Raw genomic sequence first — 26,282 nt, forward strand, 5'->3', positions numbered from 1 at the left:
CTAAATCTATTTTCAGTGGTCATGAATACCGTACTGATGCTGGCTACTATGCATATCGACAAGCTCCGCGTATCGTTCGGGAGTCATGCCATGAAGCTCGTGAATAAAAGCAGTTATTCTCCAAATTGATTCATCACCATGTGTGACTCCCCAAGCAGGCATAGCGGTCATTTTGATGCCATGTTTAATTACCCAGAAGTATTTTTTTGAGAGAAACAACTTATCCTCTGCGTCAGTTACCGGCTCTCTTTCATGGAATACTGGTGCTTTTGGATAAAGCCCTTGCGCCAATTCAGTAGGTTGCTTTCCTGGAGCCAGGTGGCATTCGACACACATAGCCTCATAGTGTACAAAACCTCTTCCAAGCATGCTTTCCTCGTCCAATGCAGGAACTTCCAGTTCTTCCGCGCGTACCTTTATAGAGTTTTCACGAATCCAGGTGATTAACTTTTCTGTGACAGCCCAATGTTTTTCTGTTGCCGCCATGTTATAAGCTCCGGAACCCAGTACAACGAGTACAAGCACAACCGCTACTAATGATACGATGATAAACGATTTCATTATTATTCCTTCTCAATGGCTATAAAGACCAATGCATAATGGGCAACTACTCAGCATAAGTTATTATTTATTAATCTTATTTTTCAAGAAAACTTAAGCAATGGAATAATTTTAATTTCGGACGATACAAGCTTAATAGCATATTCCAGCTTATCCCGACAATTAATATTCGCACCACGTCCCTAGCCCAACTTTAACACCATACTTTAAATAATATTAATAATCATGTCATTATGGTTTGCAAGAACACCTTAAGTCACTACAAGTGCGTCTGGAAAAGAAAAATGATAGTCACACCTCGGTTTTTTTCACACCTCCTGGTAACGAATCAATAGCCAGCGCTTGATAGATGGCAGCAAGCGCTGACTCAGAGCGTGTGGCTTTGAGGACGATATGCAAGGTGCCGCCATCGGCACGTCGAAATGACGCGGTCACGCGCCGTTGAACGGACAATATCTCGCGTAAGCTGCTCCATCGGCCTGGAATACCGTGATCTTGCAGAATTCGCCGAATGATCTGCACGAATTGATAGGCCAGTACGGTAATGAACAAATGCCCATCGACGCGTAGCTTTTTATGATGATAAACCGGACGCAGGCCAAGTTCGGATTTGAGACTGCGAAATACCGCCTCAAGATCGGTGAGCATGATGTAGGTGTGCCATAACTGTTCGCTGTCCCAGCTGGTTTCATTGCTGCGTAGGCAATAGACACCGGGATGCGTGAGCCGGGTACCGGCTCGTGGTTGTTTTATCCAGCGCAATCCGATTGCTTTTTCGCCGGACGCATCAGGCAGCAGCTCGATATCATAGTGTTGTGCAATCCCCTGGCTTCTGGCCTTGAGACGGCCGATTCGTTCATGCAGCTTGGCCAGCCGCTTCTCGGTACGAGGCTTGGTCAGGACATCCGCCATTTTTTGCAGCGCGGCCTCAAAGCGCTGGCACAGATGTTGATTGATCGCAGCTTCTTTTTGCTCGCGCTGCGCGGAATAACAATATAACCGGACCTCCTGGTTATCCACATCGTCAACACGCTGAATAGACACCGTCTTTCCGGCAGCGTTTTCGATTGGCAGGGCGGATTCCGCCTCGAATTGTCGGGCGCATTCACGGCTGACCACAAGGTAGCGGTAGCCCTGTTCCCGTAACCAGCGCAAATTCTCCCCGGTCGCAATGCCCGCATCCATCACCACCACTGCGCCAGCCCTCGCGGTTCGTCAAATCAAACAGCGTAACCGTCGTACCCAACCCAAATAGATCGTGCACCCGATTAAATAATATGCTTCTATACAATTTTCAGTTTAATCTGAGTGTGCGTCAGGCAAGCAAATAGAAACGCCTTGAGGTTGCCGATGGCAATATGCACCCAGGGCAGCCACTCGCCCGCCATATCAGGCGGCGTTACCCGTGCGGCATGATGCTGAGTTTTGCCAATTTCCGTCAGAGAAGCCAGCGCATCACTACGCACCAACTGACCGGGCGGGAGATGACATTGAACAAATCTTGCTACCGTTTCATGAGTAACAGCACAGACTTGTTGCATGGCGATAAACCCGGCACGCTTACTCCGGTTCTCAATTGCCACCAGTACCGGCGTTTTTCCCTCAGCACCGCGACCTCGCTTTCCGCTACGGCGACCACCCACCAAGGCATCGTCAATTTCAATCAGATCTTGCAGCCGATAGATGCTATCCCTGTGCCCCATGGCAATGCGAATCTTGCGCAATATCCGGTAAGCCGTAATCCAGGATACCTGGATCTGCTTAGAAAGATGTGCGGCAGAAATGCCGCCCTTGTCTGAGGCGGTCAGGTAAATCGCCCAGAACCATTTAGTCAGCGGCAGATTGGTGGAATGAAACAGCGTCCCTGCCGTCAGTGAAGTTTGGTAATGACACTTGGAACACTCATAGGTATGGCGTGTACTGATAATATAGCCATGATCATGCCCGCAACGCGGGCAACGGAACCCTTCCGGCCAGCGTTGCTGCGTCAGCGCCTGCATACAGGCTTCTTCCGTTCCATATCGTTTCTGCCAATCTAGCAAATTAGTTTCTGGCACCCTCATGATTCATCTCTCTACATCATTGATCTAAAAGCATTTGGCAGAAAATACTGAAAATGGTTCATAGGCATATTATTCAATGACAGAAATGCAAGAATTGAAGTAACCTTTCAAGCAGAGACGACCATACAATAAAAGCTGTGGCGGATGAATTCGGGCTGCAATTTGAGTATTTGGCTCACGATCGCGCCGCCCACATCAAAATATTTACTTGTCTGTGTCAAATGTAAGGCCTGACCCTGCGGCCCTTGAAATGAAACACGCAGATCTTTTCCTTCTGAAATAAAATAGCATTTCAATCGCCGATCTCAACAATTACTTTACCATAGGATAAATCGTCGTAATCAATTACTCCATTCATGATCGTATCTACGCCAAAATAGAAATGATGAGTACCTACCGGAAGCTGTAAACCATCAAATATTTGATATGATGAAATTGGCATTAACCCCCCTTTATAAACGGGGATAGGTTGATCAAGACCCGACGGAATCCAACCGTGATCAAGCGTAAACCAGAAAGTATCAGAATTGTTGGCCGCCAAAATCCACCAGTCAGAGGCTTTACCATCGTAGCCCCCTGGATCGAGTGCCACTGTCAAGGTCAAAACATCATTCTTTGACAGATTCAAGAATTCACTACGGCCATTTGCCTGTATTGCTGGTCTCGGAGCCATGACATTAGCTTTACTCAGGTTGATCAACAGAAAATTGCGACAATAAGAAATCTCAGCGTTACATCCGTATCCAATTATGTCTCCATGATTATTGATGTCAGTTATCGCTGCTAATGTCACGTCTAAATCAGCTTTGTTTACCACCAAGTCTTCAATATTTAATATCTTACTGGGCTCAGGCATAAGGTAGCTATAGTGAACCTTGTCTAAATAGATAGATAGGACAAGGAGATTGTCATCATTAAAAACTGCACTGTAAAGAAAATCTTCACTCCCGAAATAGGATATGAAATCAAAATAAGGTGTGAATCCTCCCTCATCGTCCCATACCCCATAGTGGAATTTAACAAAATTCTCAAAGTCGGCAGATGACATACCAAGAATGAACCCGGAATCATTAACAGAAAAAGCCTCAGAATCAGTATCTTCAGGAAGCGGGGCAAGTAACTCAGGCTCTCCATATGGCGGTTTAAACCGGATCGCACGAAAAGCGGCTAAATCAGGATCGAAGATCTGACCGCTCACGACCCCCTGGTTATTGATCTTCCAACACCCAGCACATTCAGAATCAGTTGGCAACTGATAGCTGAAGAAAATCTCTCCATCTTTAATCAGACGATAGGTCAAAGTGGTTCCATACGGCATTACTTGTTCGGATCGTACAATGACAATATCGGAATCATTGATAGATACAACCCGCGCTGTTGTATCACCGGGCTGGAATGGAATCAGTTCAACCTGATTTCCTCGAAATAGAGCCGCCTGGAAAACGTATTCAAGAGGGTCGATAACAACCGCACCACCAATTGTGCCAAGAGAATTTGCAGTACTCACATAACCGGGCTGGAGGACTGACAAGGTTCCGTCTCTGTAAATGGCGACATGAGCAACATCAGAAGTATCCCAAACATTCCCATAAACCTGTCTTTTGTTATCGATGGTGCCTGCTTGAAATTGTATGAACCCTTCCGGCAAGAGGGCTTCAGAAAGAGAAATATAGTGGTACTGGTAATTGTGGGGTCGATCAGCGTGGCTTACCGGTGAAAAGATTCCCATTGCTAATGCCAGGGCACAACCCAACCATTTGCTTCTTAATGGCCGATTGAAATTTTCACAACAAGAGAATCCGCCTTCAATAGAGTACAAACCTACTGCAGTTGTATAAACCCTATATTTAGATTTATTCATTTTCTGTGTCCTCCGCATTACATTCGAGAAACAATCGCTGTATTTAATGCAATAAAGATAGCCTCAAACCTTTGCTGAGCATCATTCCTGTTTATATAGTTGGCGGGCAATAAAAAAGCCGAACCGCCTAATTGACCATGACGATGGCCATTGTCGGCGGTCCGGCTTTCCTGAATGATAGATAGGATCCGTGACTTTCTGTCCTTACCTTACGATAAGTTTGGCTTTGTTATTTCTCTAAATAATAGAATCACAAAATAATTTCAATGTCAACATATTAACTAATATTTGGAAACAATCGGAGTCAAAGTGAAATTAATTGCATAAAAGGTGGCAAAACTTGTAATCATAAGTTTGTAAACGAAATTCTATTGATCGCTTAATACATGCTATCGCAAGATCTTACTCCCTACCGTGCATATTGATTTTCTTTTTCCTAGACCTGGCCCCTGACATTCCTAGACCTGATATTCGTTTATTGCCGATGCGCGCATGATAGCCAATCTTTGGCTGCGTCCTGGCAACAGCCATAGCGCCAATAATGCACTGGCTTTACTGGACGACACGTTGGACAAACTGGGTGGCAAGCGGGTAGCGTTGTTGCGGGCGGATAGTGGTTTTAGTGATGATACGTTTCTAAGTGTTCTGGATCAACGTGGCATCCATTATCTGGTTGCATTGAAACTGAATCAGCCCCTGCAAAACGCATTAGTTGATCAAACCGGCTGGTGGACTTTGGATGAGGGCATTGAAGTGATTGCCTTTGATTATCAGGCGCCATGCTGGGATAGGCCACGGCGGGTTGTCGGTATTCGGCAAAAAATAGATGTACGTCCCGATGCCAAAGGCAAGCAGCTATCGCTGTTTGCAGATGATCCAACACTCACCTGCTATCGTTTAGGTGCGTTGGTTACCGATTTGGGCTTGCCCGCCGCAGAGCTTTGGCGCTTGTACCGGGAACGCGCCGATTGCGAGAACCGCATCAAAGAATTGAAATACGATTTTGGCGGAGATTGCTTTAATCTCAAGAATTTTTGTGCAACTGAGGCCGCCTTATTGACGGTTATGTTGGCTTACAATCTGATGAGCTTGTTTCGCCAGAGCGTATTGAGAAATGAGACAGCTTCTGACCAAAAGGCGGTACAACACACGCTCAAGACATTGCGTTTCAAGCTTTTCGCCAAGGCAGGCTATCTCACCAAGGATGGCCGCAAGAAAATCATCAACCTTGCCGTCGATATGCGGCAGCGTAAGTGGTTTGAGGGTCTATGGGATAAATCCAAAACTTTTACGCTCCCGGTCAAACTTACGTCTGTTTTTACACCTTAAAAATTTCTAATGGGAAATCTGGGTTAAAAATTCGCTTGCATAAAGTCCGTCACCATATATAATGAGAATCATTCTCATTTGAATAATTCTGAGGAGCGAAGACATGAACGCAATTGATATCCGCCACGCATCGAATTCAAAGACTGACGACGATTTGAATCTGTTGTTCACACAACTGCCCATCAAGCTGATCAGTAGCGAAAGCCTCTTTGGAATGGGAAACGAAGTGCTCATCCAGCACCGGGACAAGCAATATCATTTGCGCCTGACGCGTAATGACAAGCTGATATTGACGAAATAAATCGTCGGTATCAGCTGCAGCGGTAAAGATTAAAATCGACCAGATGTTCAATTTCAACAGTCACTGGCAGTTCTCTCTCTCCTCTCCCGGTGACCCTGCGGCAAGCCAGCCCTCCCCCCTCCGGGCAAGCCAGCCTTTTTTTACCGTACGGGGTAATTGATCATGAAATCATTGAAACCAAATGCCTTTGCGCCTGCCTACCAGGGCACGCCATCACTCTCCGGAACATTGTCTGGCAATCCGCATGCGCCCATCCCTCCCAGCATCAATGAGCAGCCAATCACTGAGCTGAAGCGGCTGTTCAGCCAGATCTGGAAAATGATTACGCAATCATTCCGGTCCACTGCCGGCAACACGGCTACCATTCCGTCTGCACCGGCCGCACCTCTCGATACCCTTATCGACCGCCGTTCAGATTACGGCACACCTACTGCGGCCCGTCAGGCAAACATGCACTGGGTCAAATTGAACGGCAAAACTTTGCACTATGGCTATCTGACGATTGCCCGCCAGCCAGATGCCTGTCAGTCACTTGCGGGCCGCTCTGTCCTGTGCGTTGGCGGGCAGGCAGCGCTTTACCCAGATTATCATCGCCTGATCGAGGCGATCGGCGGACATTTCATGGCATTTCGCGGCGGCGCACAAGACAATTCGCCATGCCTGCTCGCCCTGCTCGAATGCGTCGACCTGGTGATTTGCCCGGTGGATTGTGTCAATCATCAGGATTTTTTCACGGTCAAGCACTATTGCCAGCGCACCGGCAAGTATTGCGCCATGCTGGAGCGATCCAATCTGGCAACCTTTGGCAAGGCAGTCGAAGGACTGGTGCTGCATTACCACTGCCAGACCGGATCCCACCTTTCCACGCAATCCGCAACCCAATAACGAAAGAACCAGACCATTCCGTGACACCAGGCCATAGCAGATAGACACTAACGCAGCACATCCCGCATGATGGGCAACAGCAAGCTGAGTGCGCCATTTTTAGTCAGGTGCTCATCATCGTAATAGAGTGGGCGGCCGCCCTCTTCCACGGGGCAGGCAGGATTGCAAAGCCATGGTGCCGGCAGGATATAAGAAACGCCTTCCAGCCGGGCCAGCCTGTGCATAACCCTGTGCGCACGCTGATTGCGCTGCAAGACAGCATCGATTTCGGGTGGTTGTGGCATCGCTGACCCAAAGCGGCGGTGACGCGCCAGCGCATCGGGAACATGCCAGCCAATTTCAGGCACCCCGCCGATCAATACCACACGCCGACCGGTTGCAAGAATGGCTGTCACCGTGGCTTCCAGACCAGAGCGGAACAAGGCATAGTTTCCGGATGGATCGGTGGGTGTTTCAGTATTGATATCGTCATCATCCAGAATCGCCGGCTCCGCAAGTTCGCCAGGCACGCCATGACCTTCTGTCGCCAATGCCCAGCGCGCCAGCAAAATCACCGTGCCCAAATCATCACGCTGCTCGAGCATTTCCATTACAGCCGCATTGAAGTCTGCACAGTACATGCCTGGCTCGTCATCGACCCGATCCACTCCCAACAGAGGCGGACAGCCGCTCTCGCCCGCAAAAAAACCGGACCTGCCCAACTCCCCCACCGCCACCCCGATAGCAGGTAGCGCGGCCAGAGCATGAGAATCCCCCCACAGCAAAAAATCGCCCGTTTGATCGTGAATGATTTCAGGCCTGCCATGTGCGCCAAAGTAGCAAAGCCCTTCCTCGGGCAGGCGCTTGAAACAGGGCTTACGATACGGGTTACGATCCGCTGCATCGGGATAGGCGAGCCGCACAGGCTCCGGCAGGCGTTCAGGCAATCCGTCGGTTTGCAGCACGGTTCCCGACAGCGCCATGACTGCAGCCAAACCAGCCAAAGAGGCAAAGAATACACGGCACCGATCAGGTCCATAGGGTGGACGGCGGCGAAATGGTTGTTCCACCAGTCTCCAGGAGAGCACAGCGAATACAAAGGATGTCAGCACCACCCCGCTTGCCACCGGCAAGACAAGCTCAATCGTCCCCGAGATACTGCGCAAGAAAGCCAGTACCGGCCAATGCCATAGATAAAGAGAATAGGAAATCAGGCCCATGAAAACCATCGGCCGCAGAGAGAGCCATCCTCCAATGAGGGTTGGGCCATATTCTCCTGCCCGGATCAGGGCAGCAGCACCCAGACAAGGCAGAAGCGCGGATAATCCAGGAAAAGTTATTGTTTCGTCATAAACCAGCACCGCAACCAGTATCGCGACCAATCCAGTCAGTGCCAGTGCTTCACGATGCCAGCGCCGCACAGACGTTGTTGCGGGGCGCAAGGCCAACATCACGCCGATCCCCAATTCCCAAACACGGCTTGGAAGCAAGTAGAAAGCGGCGGTAGGCGCCTGCTCCACGATAAGCACTGCGCTAAAAAAAGAAACCAGACAGATTAGCGCAAAGATGCCAGATCTGGCATGCGCCGCTAGACCGCGCATGCCCCAGAGCATTAACGGGAACAAGAGATAAAATTGTTCTTCCACCGCCAACGACCAGGTGTGCAGCAAAGGCTCAAGCACGAGGGAGTCGGCGAAATAATCCCCGCTATCCTTCCAGAAATAGAAATTGGATCCAAAAAAGGCTGTCGCAAGCGCAGATTCTGCCAGTTCCAGGTAAGCTTTCGGCCCCAGAAATATCCCACCCACCACAAGACTGGAAAATACCACCGTCATCAACGCGGGCAAGATACGACGTGCTCTACGCTCATAAAAACCGGCAATGGAAAAATGTCCTGTTACCAATTCATCCTGGAGCAAGCGGGCAATCAAATAACCGGAAATGACGAAGAAAATATCTACGCCGACAAAGCCGCCGCTAAAGCCTGCAAACCCGACATGATAAAAAACCACCGAGATGACTGCGACGGCTCGCAATCCATCGACATCCGGACGATAGGAAAATGATTTCGATTCGCTTCCACTCACGGCAGGACAACCTGCCAGGGACATCCGTTCAAGTCAAACATAGCCAGCTCCAATCTTCGTGCATAGACAACGCAATGCAAAATATCCGGTTTTTCGCGTGCAAGATCGGGTAATCTACTGGAAGGCCAACAAGCCGTCAAACGCGCGCACTTGCTCAAGCAGTATAGTATTGAAAGCCGCCGCTTTTAACCGAGATATCAGTCACCCAACAGTAACGCAAATAGCACCCGTAGACATTGCATAGCCACCCTCCCGCTAGCCCTCAGTCGAATCACCGCACCGTTGGAATGGCATCACCATTCCATCCCGTTTTGCCCTGCCCCGTGACTTGAAAACCGCACTTTCAACCAACTCAACCGAGATTTCCAGAATAATTTTATGGAACAAACCATCGTCTTTATCACCCTCGGCATCACACTCGCTTTGTTCATCTGGGGCAAATGGCGCTACGATGTCGTGGCCATGCTAGCCCTATTGGTTCTGGTGCTATCAGGGATCATCCCATCGGAATCCGCATTCTCCGGCTTCGCCCATCCGGCAGTCATAACCGTTGCCGCTGTATTGCTGATCAGCAGATCACTCCAGGCTTCCGGCGTAGTGAATATTTTGGCGCGCCTAATGAGCAAAACGGGCAAAAACCTCTATCTGCAGATCCTGGTGCTCTGTCTGGTCACGGCGATTGCTTCCGCCTTCATGAACAACATCGGAGCACTCGCCATTCTGATGCCGGTTGCCATCCACGTCGCTAAAGAAAACGGCCATTCCCCTTCCCATATCCTCATGCCCATCGCGTTCGCCTCCTTGCTGGGTGGCATGGTTACCCTCATCGGCACACCTCCCAACATCATCATTGCCACCTACCGCGCCGAACAAGCCGGTGCGGCATTTGGCTTGCTCGATTTCGCACCGGTGGGTTTCTCCCTGACCATTGCAGGCATAGGCTTTATCACGCTTCTAGGCTGGAAGCTGCTCCCCCAAAGAAAAGGACAGAATTCAGACAATGACTTATTCGAAATTGACAACTACATCACCGAGGTCAAGATCCCCAAAGAATCGATTCTCGCAGGCCAGCCCTATGGAGAAATTACCAAAGTTGTTGAAGATGAGATCGTTCCCCTGGGTCTGGTCCGCAGAGGCAGACGCATGCATATTCCAGCCGCCTACGAGCCGCTCAGGCCCAATGATATTCTGATTCTGGAAGCCGATACCGAGAGCCTCGATGCATTTATCGACAAGACCGGCGTAAAACTGGTCGGCGATAAAGTCTTCCGCAAGGAAGCCGAAGGATCGGAAGAAATCGTACTGCGAGAAGCGATCGTCAAGCCCGATTCGCCGCTGGTCGGCAGAACGGCCGCCAGCCTCAACCTGCGTTCACGGTATAACACCAATCTACTGGCAGTCGCACGCAGCGACCAGAAAATCCGTCAACGCCTGGACCAAATCCGTTTCTCAAAAGGGGACGTCCTGCTGCTGCAGGGCCGCAGTATCCATCTGGATGACTTGATCAGCACCCTACAATGCCTGCCGCTCGTCGAAAGAGACCTGAGTATCGGCAAGCCCCGGCAAACCCTGCTTGCGCTCGCTATTTTCCTGGGCGCGATTGCCACGGTCATATCTGGATACTTGCCCGTACAGATTGCATTTGCCGCCAGCGCGCTGGTCATGATTCTGGCCGGTGTGCTGCCAGTCAAGGATCTCTATACCCATATCGACTGGCCAGTGATCGTATTGCTAGCAGCGATGATTCCGGTGGGCACGGCGTTTGAAACAACCGGGGGTGCCAACCTGATTGCAAACCAGATTCTGCAAATAGGCAGCACCTATCCGCTCTGGTTATTAATCGGGTTTGTGATGATCATCACCATGTTTCTGTCTGACCTGATCAACAATGCAGCCACGGTCGTACTGATGGCGCCCATTGGCCTGACCGTTGCCGGGGGATTGGGGATTTCACCCGACCCGCTGCTGATGGCCATTGCCGTGGGTGCTTCCTGCGCTTTCCTGACACCGATCGGCCATCAATCCAATACCCTGGTAATGGGACCGGGTGGCTACAAGTTCGGTGACTACTGGCGTATGGGGCTCCCGCTAGAAATCATCATCCTGATCGCAGGTATTCCGTTGATTCTCTTTTTCTGGCCCGCCTGATGATAGACTTCGATAGACTATCCTGTTCATCAATCCGGATTTGACGCATGCGCAAACCAAGCGGCTTTTTGATCAGCCAAAGAATCGCAAGCTTTGGCCATGCGCTGGCCGGCATCCATGTTTTCGTGAAAAGCCAGCCCAATGCATGGATTCATCTCTTCATGACCGTGATCGTGGTGATCAGTGGCTTCCTGTTGCAGGTCACCCTGATCGAATGGTCGCTGCTGGTTTTCGCCATCACTATCGTGCTCGTATCCGAGGCACTCAATACATCGATCGAATACCTGTGCGACCTCGTTTCACCCGGCCACCATCCCTTGATCAAGAAATCCAAGGATATCGCCGCCGGTGCCGTGCTGATCAGCGCCATCGGTGCCGCAACCATCGGGTGCATCATATTTTTGCCTCATGTCCTGACGCGGCTTTCCAATTAGCCAGTTCCGCCGTATGGATACCGCCACCGATATGACTATTGTCTGGTAAGGAACTGGCATTATCGCCCACATGACTTCACGCAGTGCGTAGTGCCAGGGGCAACGCTATCATAAGTAAAGATACGTATTGTGATGGCGCCAGTGTTCGGAAACAATGATTACTGGATCAGCAAGTACAGGAAAGTTAAGGGTTCACTCTATTTTCCAACATGTTGTGATTCATCAGTGAGTCTTTTGGGCACCAAGACAGGAGCAATCAGGCAAATGGTTCCGCGTTCGCAATAGAATCTGCCCCACAAGCAAAATCCTTGGAGACACTGAAATGAAAAACATACTCAACAAAAAGTTAATGGGTATCTGTACCGGGATGTTGGTATTCGGCACGCTGTTCACACTGGACGCCACTTATTCAGAGCCAGCAACGAAGGGCAGCGGCCTGCCATTTAGCGAAGAAATGGCCGAACTCGGCGACATGATTTTCGACGACGAGAACTTGTCCATCAATCGGAATCAAGCATGCAATGCCTGTCATGAGGCAGAATGGGGATTTACAGGACCAGATTCAGCCTTCAATGAAGGCGGTGCAGTCTACGAAGGCTCGATTCCAGGCCGTTTTGGTGATCGCAAACCACCCAGCTCTGCCTACTCAACTCTGCCACCGGTATTCCATTTATCACGCCAAGGACTGTTTGTGGGTGGCAACTTCTGGGATGGCCGTGCGACGGGCGAGAAACTCGGTAATCCTGCCGCCGACCAGGCCCAAGGGCCGTTCCTGAATCCAGTCGAACAGGGGTTACGGGATTCGGCCTGTGTAGTCTACCGCGTTTCCGTCGCGGACTATGCCGGAGATTATATAAAGCTCTGGGGTGATAACATTGCGACTATCGATTTCCCATCCGACATCGATGAACTCTGCGAACAAGAAGGACCGCCTCTCGATATCAATGCTGAGGACAGAGAAAAGATTGAAGTGGAATTCAATAATATTGCCATCGCCATTGCAGTCTATGAAGAGAGCCACAATCTCTTCAGTTCAAAATTTGATGCGATGCGCAAAGGTCTATACAAATTCACCAAGGAGGAACAGCGTGGTTTCGCCCTATTCCAAGGCAAGGGCCAATGCGCGCGCTGCCACACAAGCAGTGGGCAGGCTCCAGCTTTCACTGATCACACCTACGACAATCTCGGTGTGCCTGCCAACCCAGACAATCCCATCTACAGTGAAAATCCAGATTTCGTCGATACGGGTCTCGGGGGTTTCATAGCCACTCGACCAGAATGGGCTGCCTTGGCTCCCAATGAGAAGGGTAAATTCCGAGTGCCGACACTGCGCAACGTTGACTTGCGCCCCTCTCCGGAGGATGTCAAAGCCTATATGCATAATGGCGTGTTCAAAAGTATCGAGGAAGTGGTTCGCTTCTACAACACGCGCGATGTGTTGCCCACCTGCGGCGATGAAAACACACGCGCGGATTGGGGTGAATCCTGCTGGCCAGCTCCTGAAGTGGCTGAGAATATGAACACAAGCGAATTAGGCAACCTCGGCCTTTCACCTGAAGAGGAGGCTGCGATCGTTTCTTTTCTGAAAACACTTTCTGACGGCTATCTTCCTGATTCTGCAGAGTAATGCAGAAACAGCGAATCTGCATGGGTACCGCACCGATTGAATACTGGTGCGGTACATTTTTTTCTTATAAAAGCCCGTCATCCACCCGCAAAAACACTGCTTGCTTGCCACCTAGTACTCCGTTCCGTCAATTAGCTTACAAATGAAATCGATGGATTCGCCTGCCAGGCTAGGCGCAAACCGCAGTCATAGCCGTAGCTATGGCGAGGATTTGCAACAACGCATGACAGGCGAAGGCGCGATTTCATGTAAGCGGTTTGGCGGAACGGAGTACTAGGTCAGCCATCTGCCTTGTGCACTAGAGATTTGTGACTTGACTACCATTCAGTATTTTTGAACAGGCCAATTTGGGTGTAATCTGGGAATGAGTTTTTTGCATTTGCACACTGCAGAGCTTGCGGCAGGCATATGATGCGGGAATTTTTCCATATTCATATTCTGTACACAGCCCACTTTAGGATTCTTACTCACCAAGACAAACTATCCAGGTTGACATGAAACAGCCATCTGCAAGTAGATTTGCACTCCGAGCGCAGGGCGGCTACCAATGTTTTTTCATGCGGTTCCAACGATACAATCTGGCTGCAAACAAGTTGTAGGCGATCTGCCCGGCCGGTCTGATAATGGGCAAGCCGAATAATCTCGCTTTCCATTTTTCATGAGGCGAATGTTGCCATATGGCCAGCAAGGCATCCCAGCCGACATGCAGTGTGCCTTGTTCATCGACGACATGCAGCCGCTCACGCACATACTCGATATCCGAGCCAATCTCGGCTACCAGCCAGGTATTTGAGTGCACGTCCTTCCATTCAACCGCACAGCCTTGCATTTTGCCCTGCTGACTCTTGATCCCGGCGTTGCAAACCGGACAGGCCGAATTATAGTAAACCTTGAGCGGGTGTTGTTTGTGCTTCATGAGTCATGCCGCCTTTCAAATCCAGTAGTTATGTAGAATATTATTAATTACTAAATGCTAAGAAGTGCTAGGACGCACAAGCACAGGCAAATAGTAACGAATTACTAGAATGCTACTCGCTTTCTTATACACACACTTAAAGAAAGAGGGTAAAAAATTGAATACTCAGCGTAAACCAAGGGCACTATCAGCATACATTCAACGGACAGCAAACGGCGAATTTAATCTTTATATCGGCACTGGTTTATTAGTGCCGGTTGAAATAAGCAAATGGCCGTCAGTCAGGGCCGCTCAACGCGAAGCAAAGGCGTTAGGCTGCTCGTCCTGCATCGTATGTCATGGGGCGGCATCATGAAAAAATTTACCATCGAGCGCGACAATGGGCAAGACATCAAATTCACCGGCGAGTTACTAGCCAGTGCGGCTTCAAGCCCTGAACAAGCAATGGGTTCATCATACTCAGGGTCTGTGGGTCGCTGGACTGAATTAGAATTATATCGGACATCAACCGGCAAATATATTTGCCATTGTGTCCAGCGAACGCAGTGGCAAGGCGGGCGAGACACATCTGAAGCAGTTGTATGTGATGACGTTTCTGAAGTTTTTGATTTCTTCGGGTATGGGTGGCTAGCTAAGGAGCTGTATTATTCTGCTGAAATAGATGCCTCCATTGATCTTGACCAGGATGCGCAATGACTGCTCAGGGAAGAGTTGAGCAAGCTATGATACAATAAGCTTTCCTGTTGTTAAGAGTTCTGCATGTAGCGCCTCGAGGAAGAACCCGGCCGGCTTTATATCCTGGTCGGGTTTTTTTTCGCATCAATCCGGCTGCAAAGCAATGAATCTTTCCAGGCATTCACCAAGGCTGATCAGTGGGTTGATAGGATCGTTAATGCCATTTTTCGCCTGGGCTTCTCGTAGCTTATCCACCAAGATGGAAGGCGCTTTATCGCCGTTCTCAAGTGCTTCCAGTCGCTTCAATAAATCACGGGTAGCCACATCGCGCCTCACGTTCAGCTTTCACAGTCTCATGGGTCGCCCGGATAATCCTGATAATACGATCGGGCATATATCCATGTTCATTAAAATAATCTTGCCGGGCTTGGGTTTCGTTCGCCATGGAAGGAACAATCAATACCGGCTTAAAGACATCCTCGGCTTCCAGCTTCTCAAGTCTACTTAGCAGGCTTTTCATGGCTGATCGAGCCGTGCTCTTGCTGCATCGGCTGCGGCTTGCTGTGCAGCATATCTCTGGCGAACTTCCGCCGCTGTCATTACGTCATCGTGTTCCATGAAGTGAATGAACGCATCTTTGGCGCGGGTTATGCCCTTCTCAATGCCTCGCTTCAATTCCAATAATTCAGGCGCGTGTCGGCGTGTAGCCTGGTGCATCAAGGCGTCCAGATTGGCTTTTGTTAACCCGGATAAGCTGGGATGACTGCCCAGCACGGCATGTAAAATTTCGCCATCGCGGTTTTCAATCGCATCATTGATCAGTTCATATCGCTTCTTCTCGGTCATCCCGCGTAGAACTGCCCGGATTTCGGCGCTGTTCCCGTTGTCCTTGAATCCGAGCGCCCGTTTGGCATCAGCCTCGATACCTCGCAAGCGTTCCTGTGCCTTTTCTTCCGCCTGGGTGATGCGGTCGGCCAATCGTTTTTGTGTGCGTTCGTACTGACTCGTAACATCATTCAAATGCGCCAGCTGGGTTTTCAGCGGGTCCTGGCTATTGCGCACGGCAAGCAAGCTACGCCATGATCGACTGATTTCATCATGGCAAGATGCGATTGCGTCCAGGGTGCTATCGGGACTTTTCTTGAATTCGTTTAGCAGACTCTCGCCCCATTTGGTGGAATTGAGTAAATCACTGCCTTCGACTTTTGGAAGCGGAAAACCGCCTAAATTAGTGTAATCGTTCATCTTTTTTCAGAGCCTCTAGTTTCTTAATGCGATTTTCAATATCGGCGTCGCGGATAATTGACACCATAATCTGCAAGATCGACGCGAATTTTGTGGCATCTGATACCGCCATATCACCCAGCCGGGCTGATTTGTAAATTCGTGCCAATTCTCGCAAGCAATCCCGGCTAGTGGATATTCTGAACCGTCGCGATTTCTTACCACCCGCCTGGGGGTCATCGCTAGGTAGATACGTTTCGCCCGTTAGGGTGTTGATTCCATTGACATTTTCACTCATTCCGCGCCACCTTTAGCTTGTTCTTGATTAGTTTTTTCCCAATAATAGTCAATCAATCCGTCGACATCATCGGGTTTTAAGTTTGGTTGGCTTCGCGTCAGTATTTTGATAGCGCCGTCCCTGGTGCCATGACAAAGCCGGGCAAGTTTTACGGCATCGCCTGCGGATTTCAAAACTTCTTGGGCGCGTGCCATGTAATGTTTATCTTGTTCGTTCATATTCGTGCTTATTTGTGAGTAATACTGTGCATATATTCCAGATAAAGATTATAACACAAATCACTAACAATTTGATAGTTAAGGTTATTTAAGGTAGTTTAGTGCGGTTATATACTTCTCATTACGTATTTGTTCATGACGCTGGCATGGTTACAGTGTAACCAGTGGCCCAAATCTGGGCTATCCATTAAATCAATTACTTACGTCAAATTCATACTGCTGACTTTCTGCAGTTACGTCAGAAATGGCAGACTTGCCGAAACTGACTAAAACTCAACAATCCGCAGCAAGAAACAGCAAGGCGGAAGTTAGCCGAGTTTGTTGCAATATGGCAGACCTGCCGAATCTCAACAAACTCCAACAATCCGCAGCCGACCATGCTACTGATTTTTGCCGGGCTGTTTTTACTGTAGGCGTTTGTCTACGTGTAGACGGGTTGTGTAGACACCTCTGTCTACACCTCCAGTCCCTTTATCCATGCGGGTTTGAGGGTGGTTTGAGGGTAGGTGTAGACGTGTAGACGGGGGGGTGTCCCCCACCCAGTTTTACCCCCATCGGCTCATATAAATGCAAGGGGGGGGATACCTATGTCTACATGTCTACATCTATATATAATATATATATTAAAACCTTTATCCATGCGGGTTTTGAGGTGTAGACACTTTTTGTCTACATCTTGTCTACACGCCTACACCTAGAAGTCACCAATATAAAAAATTCGCTTCCCGCCTTTTGGGTTTTGCACGAATTTAATGTATTCATACTTAACAAGTGATTCCAGCGTTTTATCTCTTTGGAACTGCGTGAGATTCTTGTAAGCTCGGGAATGATTGACCAAGTGAGCAAGTGGAAGGCTCCCTTTTTTAGCCACTGCGTTTTTTATCTGATTAAACGCCTTCACGGTTACATCCTCATCGGAAAGAGCGCCGTTGCTATCCAGATGTAACTTAGTATCGTTGTAAATGGCCGTCCTGATCTCGTAGGCGAGCTTCAAATGTTTTTTTGATATGAGGGTAACCTTATCGCTTAATGCAAGCATTCCTGCCAGTTTTAGGGCCTGTTCTGACAGTCGGCCTCCTAACAGGTTGTCCTTGCTCTTTATTGGCTCCATTACAGTTGCATCGTGATGCTTGTAAAATTCGCGGGCTTCATCGTCAAGGCATATTTCCGAATCTGCCTCTGTTAGGGTTTGCATCCAAGAGAAGAAGTCTATAAGCTCCTGACTAGGCTCTAAATTAAACCCCTCATATCGCTTGGACACCTTCCGCTTCGCTACGAACATTACCATTCTGTTGTATGTTCCTGACTCCGCTTGAGATAACGTCAGCGCCTCGGCTAACCGCTCCCCGGTCGTGGTGGCGAATATCGTTACCCGCGGGCTGTTCACTGGATCGTATTTAGTCGTGACAGATTTTGGAGCGGATAGCGTCCCGTTTCCTCTGGTGTATGCCTCCATCAGGTGCCCTACACACTCTTGCCTGTAAGGGTTGCCGCCGGTGGTTGCTTGCGCTAGCCATTCCGCGAACTCATCCGACATGAAGAACAATGATCGGTTTTCTTCAAGAAATTGGTGCAATCCTTGCTTGGAAGCTGGAAGCGAGCAATGAACAGATGTTCCTAGAACTGGTGTCGGGGTACCTGCTGAATCAGCATAACCCTTGTAAAGCTGCTTCCTAAGCTCATTGTTCAGGCTTTCCAATGCTTTCCTGAGTGATTCCTTCCCGAAGGTTGTTCCCGCCATGAGAATATAATATTCATTAAGTGTCAGCGGGCCAAATAGGGACTTCACGGTGAATCTGTTCTGCGTATAGCTCGACATCGCCGCCATGGCTGTAATAGCTGCTACATCCATATCCGGGTAGATCATCGCGCCATAAATGAACTTTTGGAGCATTCCTAGCGCACCCGGTAGTATTATCGTCGGCGCGATGGTTTCCTGCTCATCCTCCACTTCCTCGAAGTCATCGGCGACGGATTCAAATTTGATTCCTTTATGCTTTCTCGCTATCTCGCTTAAATTTGCGCCTGCTAACTCGGCCAGCCGGCAAATGCTTTTGAAGGTGGTAGGACTGCTTGCATCAACAGTGAATGATCGCCATTTATATTCGATCTCTTCTGTGCCAGGGTAGCTTTTTCCTTGGCTGCTCCATTGGTCGGCTATGGCTAACCCTACCTCGCTGCCTTGGAATTCATGGTGCAGTCCCATCAATACCTTCAACCAGTCGTTATAGCCAAGATCGGGGGTGATATAGCTAACTATCTCCGCTGCTTCGGATTGACTGGCTTCCTTGCGTATTTGATCTGCTGCCTTGGTTTCAAATGGTCTTGGTGGCTGCTCGCCGTTATGCTTGAATATTGCATCAATGAATTCCTGGTTGACTTCCACCAGTTCGCCTACTGAATCAGCCTCAGCTAACAGTACCTCCTTGCCGCTAGAAGGTGGGAGGATAATCATAGATCGTCCTTCGGTATCGCTTCTACCCGTGCGGATGTCTAGCGCCTCGGGTCGAGCTGCTGTCGAGTACGACTTCACCACTGCATAAGTGCCAGCAGCACGCCTAAAAAAATGATGCTCGCCTTTGCTGGTCTTGTGGGTCATGTTAGGTGTAACCCCTAGCGCCTTCTCAATCTCCAGCAAGTGGGCTAATGATTCCGGGGCATCGGCATCGACGATGAATAGACCGCTATCGACAATAGCGCCTAACTCATGGCTGGGGTGTACCTCCCAATGTTCGTCTATGGATTCATGCGAAAGATTAGAAAGCCACTCATTCCAATATACGGCTGTCTTTTTTTCTGCGGGGTGGATCGGGATGACTTTAAGACCGAAGTCAAGATAATGGTGTGCGGCTTCGTGACAAGTGGTATAATGCAGCATAATTTTGTGATTCCTTGTTCTATGCCGCATGCGTTAATTTATATTGCTTCTTAATCAATATTGATATATATTTACGCAAGCGGCTATTTTTTTGTCAGAAATTAAAAAAGCTGCTTCTATCTGTGAAGATAGGATTTTTACTTTTCTAACGTGAAAAAAGATCGGCCAGGGCCGTGAACCCTAAACCGATCAAGAGTATTAATGTATTAGCATCTCCAATGCCATGACATCAATCTTTTTGGGTCATGGCATTTCCATTTTCGTCCATACCCAAAACCCATTTCTCTGGATGACGAATAAAATCTAATATCTCGTGATTGCGATAGAAAATCATTCGGGTAGATAGTCGTATCGGTTGTGGTGCTTTTCCAGCTTTCACGAATGACGTGAATGTGGTCTTGTCCATCCCTAGGAATGGTTCAACCTCTCCCAGTCTGGACTTTCCATGTGGATCGTTCTCCAATACTTGAATGCTTGGGTGCGGCTGTATTCCACGATGTTTCCTAATGTCTCCCATCTGTTTTGCTCCTTTCGTTTAGTTGAAGTTAATCATTTTACACTAGGCTAAAACGCTTTATGCGTAGCAGTATTTTTTAACCGGATGATTTAGTATCTAACTGATTCGCCCACCATTGAAGCAGCTTCCGCCGTTCCTCTAAATATTCGCTTTCGTCGTACGATCTATCTGTGCTATTCCCTAGTAGGTGAGATAGCGCTTTCTGTATTACCTGGTGCGGGAACAACAGCGAATCATGCGCCATTGTGCTGAATATCCCACGGAACCCGTGCGCGGTCATAATCCCTTTATAATCAAGCCGATATAGGGCCGCCAGCATTGAACAATGGGCCATGTGGCGGCTACGATCCCGGCTGTTTGGGAAAATGTATTCTGATATTTTGAACTCGTGAAGTTCGCTCAATATTGAAAGGGCTTGGGTGCTTAGCGGCACTAAGTGAGTTCTGCTCTTCTTTGTCCTGGCGGCTGGTATTTCCCACAACTTTTCATTGAAATCGATTTCTTCCCATTTGGCTCCGATAAGCTCGCCCGTCCGGGTTGCCGTCAGTGCCAATAACAGCAGCCCTCTTTTCACAAAAAAACTATCTAAGCCCTTGATTGCTCGCATTAATTCCGGCAACTGCTCCGCGCCTACTCTTGGGAAGTTAGTTACATCTGGTTTTTTTTCGTATATGAGTAAATCGGCGGGCTTCACATCGAGTAGCGGTGACGCTGGTATATATTCCTTTATGTAGGCATGGCGGAATACATTTCTAACATCATCCCACAGCCGCCGGGCTTGTAGTCGTGAATCCCTTTCACATGCCTGCAGTGCTTCGATGATATGCGGTCGCCTTACTTCTGTTATTGGCATGTGTCCAATTAATGGGAATGCGCGTTTTTGTAATCGGTACATAGTTTGCTGGGTATGCCTTACATTCTTATTCTTGCTCCACTTCTTCCACCACTCATGCGCCACGGCCTCAAATGACAATGGCGCGGGAGCTTCTTTAATGGCCGATTCTACGGGTTTTTCCTTGTGGGCTGGGTTAATGCCTCGGGCAAGCAAATTAACCTTCTCCTGGTGCTTTCTACGCACTTCTGTCAAGTGGGATTTGGTTACAGGGTCGGCCAGTCTGCCTAGGCTGATCATTGTGGCCTTGCCTTTGAATCGGTAACGGAAGCGCCAGTATTTCAAACCGGTAGGCAAGATCAATAGAGTCAGGCCGCCGCCGTCGCTGATTCCGTATTGCTTCGCCTTGGCTGGTGTGTTCTTGATTTGATCTAGCGTTAGCTTTTGCAGCCTACTCATTTCGCTACTCGCAGCCTTATAAATATTTACAGGCTGGATAATATATAATTAAGCAAGAATAAGCAAGGAATGGCTTGACTGGATGTTCTTAAGCGGCTAATATCCTGGTTGCGAGTAGCAAGAAGCAATTAGTAGTGAGAAAGAATATACCTCACTTCATGATGACAATCAGGTTTACATACGATCAGGAGACCAGCAAATGCTTTATCAGGGTGGATGCCATTGCGGGGCAGTCACATTCGAGGTGGAAGCGGATGACGAAGTGGAGGTTGAGGATTGCAATTGTTCAGTCTGCCGGATGACCGGCTACCTGCATCTGATTGTCCCGCGGCGTCACTTCAGACTGCTGTCGGGCGCGGAGCAGTTATCGACTTACAAATTCAACAGCGGAATCGCCGAACACAAATTCTGCCGCATTTGTGGCATCAAATCATTTTATGTGCCGCGTTCGAATCCGAATGGTATCGATATCAACCTGAGATGCCTGAAAAACTGGCCCAGGCGCGTGAGAATCGTTTCTTTCGATGGTGTCAACTGGGAATCCCATGCCCATCGGTTGGCACATAAAAGTGAATAAACGCAAATTTTGCCAATCTTGAGTGGGCAGGAACGATCAAGAAACAGCGCGTCAATCTTGAATAAGGTAACTGCCCGCCCCTGCCCAGGAGGAAAATGATGCATTCTAACCATACGGCAGCACCACAACGACTACTGCCGTACAAGCAGCTGAGATATCAGCATATTATCGTTCAAAATAGCCATCCGAGAGGGTTTTCAGGAAGGCAAGCAACCTCCCGCCATCCACCCCGAAACCAAATGGCTGCATGACAGCCCGGTTCCGGTCCACTTCCGGTGCGGGGAACATATTCGGATTGGGATTCATGGCAGGATTGTCCATCATCGCGCGCCAGGCATAAAAGTGAATGATGCCATCCATTCCATCTAGTGACTTGAAGAAACCATTGTGGCCATAGGCTTTCACGAAATCTTCTGAGGGCCGCAGATCCACGTTCCGCAAAGTTGGCGTTCTGAACTTGCCCATCTCCGGCTCATATACTTCAGGCGGATAACCTGCATTCTTCAGGAATTCACCGAGACCATTGTCGACCCAGCTCTCCCCATCAGGATTCCATTCTTCTGGCATCGTATAAAATGGATTTTCCGGGTTTCTCGGCGTGCCGATATTGTGGTAGCGAAAATCGGTGAAAAGCGGATAACCGGCTGACCCCGGTGTCAAGGTATGACATTCTGCACAACCGGCCCGATCATTGAAGACCGCAAGGCCCTGCAGTTCGATATCGCTGAGACCCAGGCCACGGTAGTGCTCCCAACGGGCAGGGTTATTTTCGGCATTGCCGCCCATACCGCCACCGCCCATGCCACCGCCACCCATACCAGCAGGTAATCCGGCAGCGGTGATTCTGGTAATGTCCTTGCCGGTTACCCGTGCGTTATCCCAGAACAGATCGAATTTGGAATTGAAAGGGCTGACTTCAACGCTGCGCTCGTAAGCGGCAATTGAGTGAACAATACGCTCATAACTACCATCGACGTTTTTCACTGCGTCCAGAGACTTCGTTCCCCAAACGGCTTCAAAATGATCGGCGTAATCAGAATGTGCGACACGAATAATCACCTGACGCGCACCAGGCTGTGCCTGCTCGAGTGGATTCAGAAAAGGCCCTTGGGCCTGTTCTGCCAAGGGGTCACCGAGTACCCAGCCGGTAGCACGGCCATCCCCAAACATGCCACCAATCCAGGCCTGCTCGGTCTCATCGTAGTGCAACACGGGGCTGTCTCCAGCATAAGCGGCTGAGGGCGGTTTCCGATTACCGAAACGACCCGGTATCGCTCCCTCTATCACTGCGCCGCCCTGATTCACCCAGGAATCGGGACTGGTATAACCCGTATCGGGATCATGACAACTGACGCAGCTCTGGGTACGATTCACTGACAGATTCGCATCCATGAAAAGCTTTTCACCCAGTTCTTCCAGTGGCGTGAGTTCAGCGGCTGCCTGAGCCACGGAAAAGGCACCCATCCCCATCACCAGCAACCCGCTCAACCCTGACGCAACCCATAATTTCTTTTGCCCCATCGTACAATCCTCTTGAATAAATTCACCACCCTGCAACCACGGAAGATATCAATTCACGTCATGCCCTACCCGGCGAACAACCCATCACGCTCAGACCAGCTTTCTACTGAAAGTCATGTCAATAACAACATGTGTACAGACATACTCAGAGCATATGCCGCTTCTATATAACTAAGATATAATTCTTATTTCGTTATAGGCATATTGACGTGAGAGAATTGTAGTGACAATCTACTCTTATTGGAATGTGACAAATTGTCGCACCACGACGCTGTGCGGCTGGGAGTTAAGTTTCAGGAACCACACGCCCATCTTGCCATGAGAAATCAGCCTCAATCGATTGAGGCAGTGCATAGATTGCAATCCATCGATACAATATCCGATGGTGCAAGAAACGACTCTTATAATACGACCGAAGGAGTTTTTGATGAGCGCAAAGAAAATTCTGATGCTGGCCGGCGATTATGTGGAGGATTACGAGGTCATGGTGCCGTTCCAGGCACTATCGATGGTGGGGCATATGGGTCGTCCATGCCGTCTGCCCCGATAAGCGGGCAAGCGAAACCATACGCACGGCTGTGCATGATTTCGAGGGAGATCAGACCTACAGCGAAAAACCTGGCCACCTGTTCACACTAAACGCGACATTCAGCAAGATCAAGGCTAAAGACTACGATGCATTAGTTATTCCCGGCGGCCGCGCACCTGAATATATCCGCCTGAACGAGAAAGTGATCAACATAGTGCAGCAGCTGGCGCAAGCGGACAAGCCCATTGCATCCATTTGCCATGGCGCGCAACTCCTAGGAGGCTGTTATCCAGGGAAAAACATGTTCAGCTTATCCAACGCTGGCACCTGACATTGTGTCCGCTGGCGGAAACTATCTGGATCTTCCAATGGATCAAGCACATATTGACGGCAAACTGGTCACCGCTCCGGGATGGCCCGCCCATCCTGACTGGTTGGCCAAATTCCTGCAGGTACTGGGCACGAAGATAAAGCTCTAGATTCCAATAGCATAACTCATGACAACGGGCACACCCTATCATCCAAGCATGACAGGCCAGTGGTTTGTCACAGGCGGCATATTGCCGTGAAAATGGGTTGAATGGCAAAGCATTTGGCAACCAGATAGGCGGAGCTTATCGGAAGTCACGCAAGCGTCATCAAACCACTTCGCTGATACCGGTGACGATCGGAATAACAGCACCAGTAGCAAGCAGCTTGCATCTTTGTTGTACACCTGGGCTACCGCTCACCATTCGTGACCATTCGTGGTTCCCACAATATATCAACCAGCACCAGCGGCCTCACCTGTATGGACGGCGGATTGATATGCCGCAGTGTGTAGGGTGTGCAAGCGTACCCTACACCCGTGGCAACAAAGAATCTCAGGAACCCGGCTGCTTGACTTTACGCAGGTATGGCTTGATCGTTTCCCAGCCTTGCGGAAACATCTGCTTGGCTTCATCATCCGAAACCGAAGGGACAATAATCACATCCTCTCCCTTCTTCCAGTTGACGGGCGTGGCGACCTTGTGCTGCGCGGTCAGCTGCATGGAGTCCAGTACCCGCAGTATTTCATCGAAATTACGCCCGGTCGTCATGGGGTAAGTCAGCATCAATTTGATTTTTTTATCGGGACCAATGATGAATACCGAACGCACCGTGGCATTGGTCGCGGCTGTCCGGCCTTCGGCGGAACCCTCCTCATCAGCCGGTAACATATTATAAAGTTTTGCAACCGTCAGATCCGTATCCGCGATCAGCGGATAGTTAACCGCGTGCCCTTGTGTTTCCTCGATATCCTTGAGCCAGCCAGTGTGGCTATCCAATGGATCCACACTCAGACCAATGATCTTGCAGTTGCGCTTGGCGAATTCGGATGCCATACCCGCCATATAACCCAGCTCAGTGGTGCAGACTGGCGTATAGTCCTTGGGGTGTGAAAACAATATTGCCCATTGATCACCGATCCATTCATGAAAACGGATGGTGCCCATCGTGGTATTGGCGGTAAAATCCGGTGCTATATCGTTGATTCTTAATGACATGTCGTTTCTCCAAATTTGAACTTCGTCAACATATTTGATCAGCCAGACAGCAGCTGCCAATAACGGCAAAGTATCAATCATCGCGCGCTGCGTCAAATAGAACAGCATCTTCACACAGCGCGAATGGGCAAGTGACATTAACGCTGATCGATCAGCCACTATCCGCTATGCTGATGAGCAATTCCCAGCCCGATATTTTAAATGTAGCTGCGCCGCCACCGAATGCATGCAGGGTGGAATTATGCACCACGCTGAAACTGCACAGATCAATTGAAATATCATAAGATCCGTCGCGCTTATTTTGACCGGGATTACGGTCAGGCCAATAGCCCTTGCGATAAATATGTTGCAGCTCGGCATCGCTGATTGTACGCAGCGCTGCTTTATCCTTGTCGGCACCAAAATAACGTTGATAAACTGCCAGAATCCCGGGGATGATCGGCCCATCCACCTTCATGCACCAGCACATGTTCCAGTGCTTTCATAAAATTGTTTTGCATGCGCCGCCCTCCCTGATGCGTATTGATATGCCAGCTGCCGGCTCCGGACACCTTCTCAAATAGTTACCCGCAGCTGACTCGATTGGAATATTACATCTATCGTCACGCAATAAAATTATTTGACCATTCGAGACTGGTCCGGTCATTGGACAATTTCTCCTGCTATCTGCCGGGTAAGGCAGCCAGCACCAAGTCCAGGTCTACGTTGGGCTGGGTTGCCGCACCACTTCCGCAGCTCGCAAAACGGTAGTCAAATACTCTGATCGATGTCAGCAAATCGCCTCGCATAACAAAAACCGGTGCACAAGTGCACCCTTGTATATTAAAAGTGAGCAGC

General features: G+C 49.3%; 25 protein-coding genes, 2 pseudogenes and 1 riboswitch. Of the genes and pseudogenes, 11 read left to right on the forward strand and 16 right to left on the reverse strand.

All coding sequences use genetic code 11. The features are described 5' to 3' along the window. Positions 1 to 12: 12 nt before the first annotated feature. From ABTW62_RS09780 to ABTW62_RS09795, 4 genes and pseudogenes are all read right to left on the reverse strand, one after another. Positions 13 to 561: a c-type cytochrome gene (locus tag ABTW62_RS09780; RefSeq protein WP_430904393.1), complete on the reverse strand. Its 549-nt coding sequence runs from the start codon at positions 559 to 561 to the stop codon at positions 13 to 15. Positions 562 to 852: 291 nt separating this feature from the next. Beyond that, positions 853 to 1,837: pseudogene (locus ABTW62_RS09785) on the reverse strand (IS1634 family transposase); the annotation flags it as partial. 7 nt (positions 1,838 to 1,844) lie between these two features. Next, positions 1,845 to 2,624, reverse strand: coding sequence for an IS1595 family transposase (locus tag ABTW62_RS09790; RefSeq protein WP_430904394.1), 780 nt, complete (start codon positions 2,622 to 2,624; stop codon positions 1,845 to 1,847). A 292-nt stretch (positions 2,625 to 2,916) separates the two neighbouring features. Then, a complete protein-coding gene (locus ABTW62_RS09795; RefSeq protein WP_430904395.1) occupies positions 2,917 to 4,485 on the reverse strand; it encodes a hypothetical protein in 1,569 nt (522 codons plus the stop codon). Positions 4,486 to 4,637: 152 nt separating this feature from the next. After that, positions 4,638 to 4,720: riboswitch (cyclic di-GMP riboswitch) on the reverse strand. A 257-nt stretch (positions 4,721 to 4,977) separates the two neighbouring features. Here ABTW62_RS09795 and ABTW62_RS09800 point away from each other — a divergent pair. The 3 genes from ABTW62_RS09800 to ABTW62_RS09810 all read left to right on the forward strand — a co-directional run bounded on the left by ABTW62_RS09800 (position 4,978) and on the right by ABTW62_RS09810 (position 7,000). After that, positions 4,978 to 5,814: a transposase gene (locus tag ABTW62_RS09800; RefSeq protein WP_430904396.1), complete on the forward strand. Its 837-nt coding sequence runs from the start codon at positions 4,978 to 4,980 to the stop codon at positions 5,812 to 5,814. Between the two features lie 103 nt (positions 5,815 to 5,917). Continuing rightward, entirely contained in the window at positions 5,918 to 6,115 is a 198-nt protein-coding gene (gene hemP / locus ABTW62_RS09805; RefSeq protein ID WP_430904397.1) for a hemin uptake protein HemP, read from the forward strand. A gap of 162 nt (positions 6,116 to 6,277) precedes the next feature. Next, entirely contained in the window at positions 6,278 to 7,000 is a 723-nt protein-coding gene (locus ABTW62_RS09810) for a DUF2325 domain-containing protein (protein ID WP_430904398.1), read from the forward strand. Positions 7,001 to 7,047: 47 nt separating this feature from the next. Here the strand turns inward: ABTW62_RS09810 and ABTW62_RS09815 are convergent, their stop codons facing one another. Next, positions 7,048 to 9,066: an acyltransferase family protein gene (locus ABTW62_RS09815; protein ID WP_430904399.1), complete on the reverse strand. Its 2,019-nt coding sequence runs from the start codon at positions 9,064 to 9,066 to the stop codon at positions 7,048 to 7,050. A gap of 378 nt (positions 9,067 to 9,444) precedes the next feature. On the opposite strand from ABTW62_RS09815, the gene ABTW62_RS09820 reads away from it, so the two are divergent. From ABTW62_RS09820 to ABTW62_RS09830, 3 genes are all read left to right on the forward strand, one after another. Then, positions 9,445 to 11,214 (forward strand): SLC13 family permease, encoded by a 1,770-nt coding sequence (locus ABTW62_RS09820; RefSeq protein WP_430904400.1) that lies wholly within the window; start codon positions 9,445 to 9,447, stop codon positions 11,212 to 11,214. A gap of 47 nt (positions 11,215 to 11,261) precedes the next feature. Further along, complete coding sequence (locus ABTW62_RS09825) at positions 11,262 to 11,648, forward strand: diacylglycerol kinase family protein (RefSeq protein WP_430904401.1); 387 nt, start codon at positions 11,262 to 11,264, stop codon at positions 11,646 to 11,648. A gap of 322 nt (positions 11,649 to 11,970) precedes the next feature. Beyond that, the gene (locus tag ABTW62_RS09830) at positions 11,971 to 13,275 is read left to right on the forward strand and encodes a cytochrome-c peroxidase (RefSeq protein ID WP_430904402.1); all 1,305 of its coding nucleotides are present in this window, start codon (positions 11,971 to 11,973) and stop codon (positions 13,273 to 13,275) included. Positions 13,276 to 13,816: 541 nt separating this feature from the next. On the opposite strand, the gene ABTW62_RS09835 is transcribed toward ABTW62_RS09830, so the two are convergent. Then, positions 13,817 to 14,191: a thiol-disulfide oxidoreductase DCC family protein gene (locus ABTW62_RS09835; protein ID WP_430904403.1), complete on the reverse strand. Its 375-nt coding sequence runs from the start codon at positions 14,189 to 14,191 to the stop codon at positions 13,817 to 13,819. A 351-nt stretch (positions 14,192 to 14,542) separates the two neighbouring features. On the opposite strand from ABTW62_RS09835, the gene ABTW62_RS09840 reads away from it, so the two are divergent. After that, positions 14,543 to 14,887, forward strand: a complete 345-nt coding sequence (locus tag ABTW62_RS09840) for a hypothetical protein (RefSeq protein WP_430904404.1) — start codon at positions 14,543 to 14,545, stop codon at positions 14,885 to 14,887. Positions 14,888 to 15,010: 123 nt separating this feature from the next. On the opposite strand, the gene ABTW62_RS09845 is transcribed toward ABTW62_RS09840, so the two are convergent. The 7 genes from ABTW62_RS09845 to ABTW62_RS09875 form a co-directional block, all read right to left on the reverse strand. Further along, positions 15,011 to 15,190 (reverse strand): hypothetical protein, encoded by a 180-nt coding sequence (locus ABTW62_RS09845; RefSeq protein WP_430904405.1) that lies wholly within the window; start codon positions 15,188 to 15,190, stop codon positions 15,011 to 15,013. Then, entirely contained in the window at positions 15,177 to 15,386 is a 210-nt protein-coding gene (locus tag ABTW62_RS09850; RefSeq protein ID WP_430904406.1) for a hypothetical protein, read from the reverse strand. The genes ABTW62_RS09845 and ABTW62_RS09850 overlap by 14 nt, the downstream gene beginning before the upstream one ends. Beyond that, positions 15,383 to 16,111: a hypothetical protein gene (locus ABTW62_RS09855; protein ID WP_430904407.1), complete on the reverse strand. Its 729-nt coding sequence runs from the start codon at positions 16,109 to 16,111 to the stop codon at positions 15,383 to 15,385. The genes ABTW62_RS09850 and ABTW62_RS09855 overlap by 4 nt, the downstream gene beginning before the upstream one ends. After that, positions 16,095 to 16,388, reverse strand: a complete 294-nt coding sequence (locus tag ABTW62_RS09860) for a hypothetical protein (RefSeq protein ID WP_430904408.1) — start codon at positions 16,386 to 16,388, stop codon at positions 16,095 to 16,097. Before ABTW62_RS09860 ends, ABTW62_RS09855 begins: the two co-directional genes overlap by 17 nt. Then, entirely contained in the window at positions 16,385 to 16,606 is a 222-nt protein-coding gene (locus ABTW62_RS09865; RefSeq protein WP_430904409.1) for a hypothetical protein, read from the reverse strand. The genes ABTW62_RS09860 and ABTW62_RS09865 overlap by 4 nt, the downstream gene beginning before the upstream one ends. A 694-nt stretch (positions 16,607 to 17,300) precedes the next feature. Further along, positions 17,301 to 19,484 carry a PriCT-2 domain-containing protein gene (locus tag ABTW62_RS09870; protein ID WP_430904410.1) on the reverse strand — a complete coding sequence of 728 codons (2,184 nt, stop codon included), beginning with the start codon at positions 19,482 to 19,484 and terminating at the stop codon, positions 17,301 to 17,303. Between the two features lie 593 nt (positions 19,485 to 20,077). After that, positions 20,078 to 21,292: a tyrosine-type recombinase/integrase gene (locus tag ABTW62_RS09875; RefSeq protein WP_430904411.1), complete on the reverse strand. Its 1,215-nt coding sequence runs from the start codon at positions 21,290 to 21,292 to the stop codon at positions 20,078 to 20,080. A gap of 199 nt (positions 21,293 to 21,491) precedes the next feature. Between ABTW62_RS09875 and ABTW62_RS09880 the strand changes: the two genes are divergently transcribed. Further along, a complete protein-coding gene (locus tag ABTW62_RS09880; protein WP_430904412.1) occupies positions 21,492 to 21,869 on the forward strand; it encodes a GFA family protein in 378 nt (125 codons plus the stop codon). Between the two features lie 165 nt (positions 21,870 to 22,034). Here ABTW62_RS09880 and ABTW62_RS09885 read toward each other — a convergent pair whose 3' ends face one another. After that, the gene (locus tag ABTW62_RS09885; protein ID WP_430904413.1) at positions 22,035 to 23,390 is read right to left on the reverse strand and encodes a cytochrome-c peroxidase; all 1,356 of its coding nucleotides are present in this window, start codon (positions 23,388 to 23,390) and stop codon (positions 22,035 to 22,037) included. Positions 23,391 to 23,817: 427 nt separating this feature from the next. On the opposite strand from ABTW62_RS09885, the gene ABTW62_RS09890 reads away from it, so the two are divergent. From ABTW62_RS09890 to ABTW62_RS09900, 3 genes and pseudogenes are all read left to right on the forward strand, one after another. Beyond that, on the forward strand, positions 23,818 to 23,940 hold the full coding sequence (locus ABTW62_RS09890) for a hypothetical protein (protein ID WP_430904414.1): 123 nt from the start codon (positions 23,818 to 23,820) through the stop codon (positions 23,938 to 23,940). 28 nt (positions 23,941 to 23,968) lie between these two features. Continuing rightward, positions 23,969 to 24,250, forward strand: coding sequence for a DJ-1/PfpI family protein (locus ABTW62_RS09895; RefSeq protein ID WP_430904415.1), 282 nt, complete (start codon positions 23,969 to 23,971; stop codon positions 24,248 to 24,250). A 212-nt stretch (positions 24,251 to 24,462) separates the two neighbouring features. Then, a pseudogene (locus tag ABTW62_RS09900) lies at positions 24,463 to 24,630 on the forward strand (IS66 family insertion sequence element accessory protein TnpA); the annotation flags it as partial. Positions 24,631 to 24,782: 152 nt separating this feature from the next. Here the strand turns inward: ABTW62_RS09900 and ABTW62_RS09905 are convergent. Further along, the gene (locus ABTW62_RS09905) at positions 24,783 to 25,445 is read right to left on the reverse strand and encodes a peroxiredoxin (RefSeq protein ID WP_430904417.1); all 663 of its coding nucleotides are present in this window, start codon (positions 25,443 to 25,445) and stop codon (positions 24,783 to 24,785) included. A 151-nt stretch (positions 25,446 to 25,596) separates the two neighbouring features. Next, complete coding sequence (locus ABTW62_RS09910; protein ID WP_430904416.1) at positions 25,597 to 25,914, reverse strand: hypothetical protein; 318 nt, start codon at positions 25,912 to 25,914, stop codon at positions 25,597 to 25,599. Between the last annotated feature and the right edge of the window lie 368 nt (positions 25,915 to 26,282).

This window comes from Nitrosomonas sp. ANs5, assembly GCF_050584665.1.
In the GTDB taxonomy this organism is placed as follows: domain Bacteria; phylum Pseudomonadota; class Gammaproteobacteria; order Burkholderiales; family Nitrosomonadaceae; genus Nitrosomonas.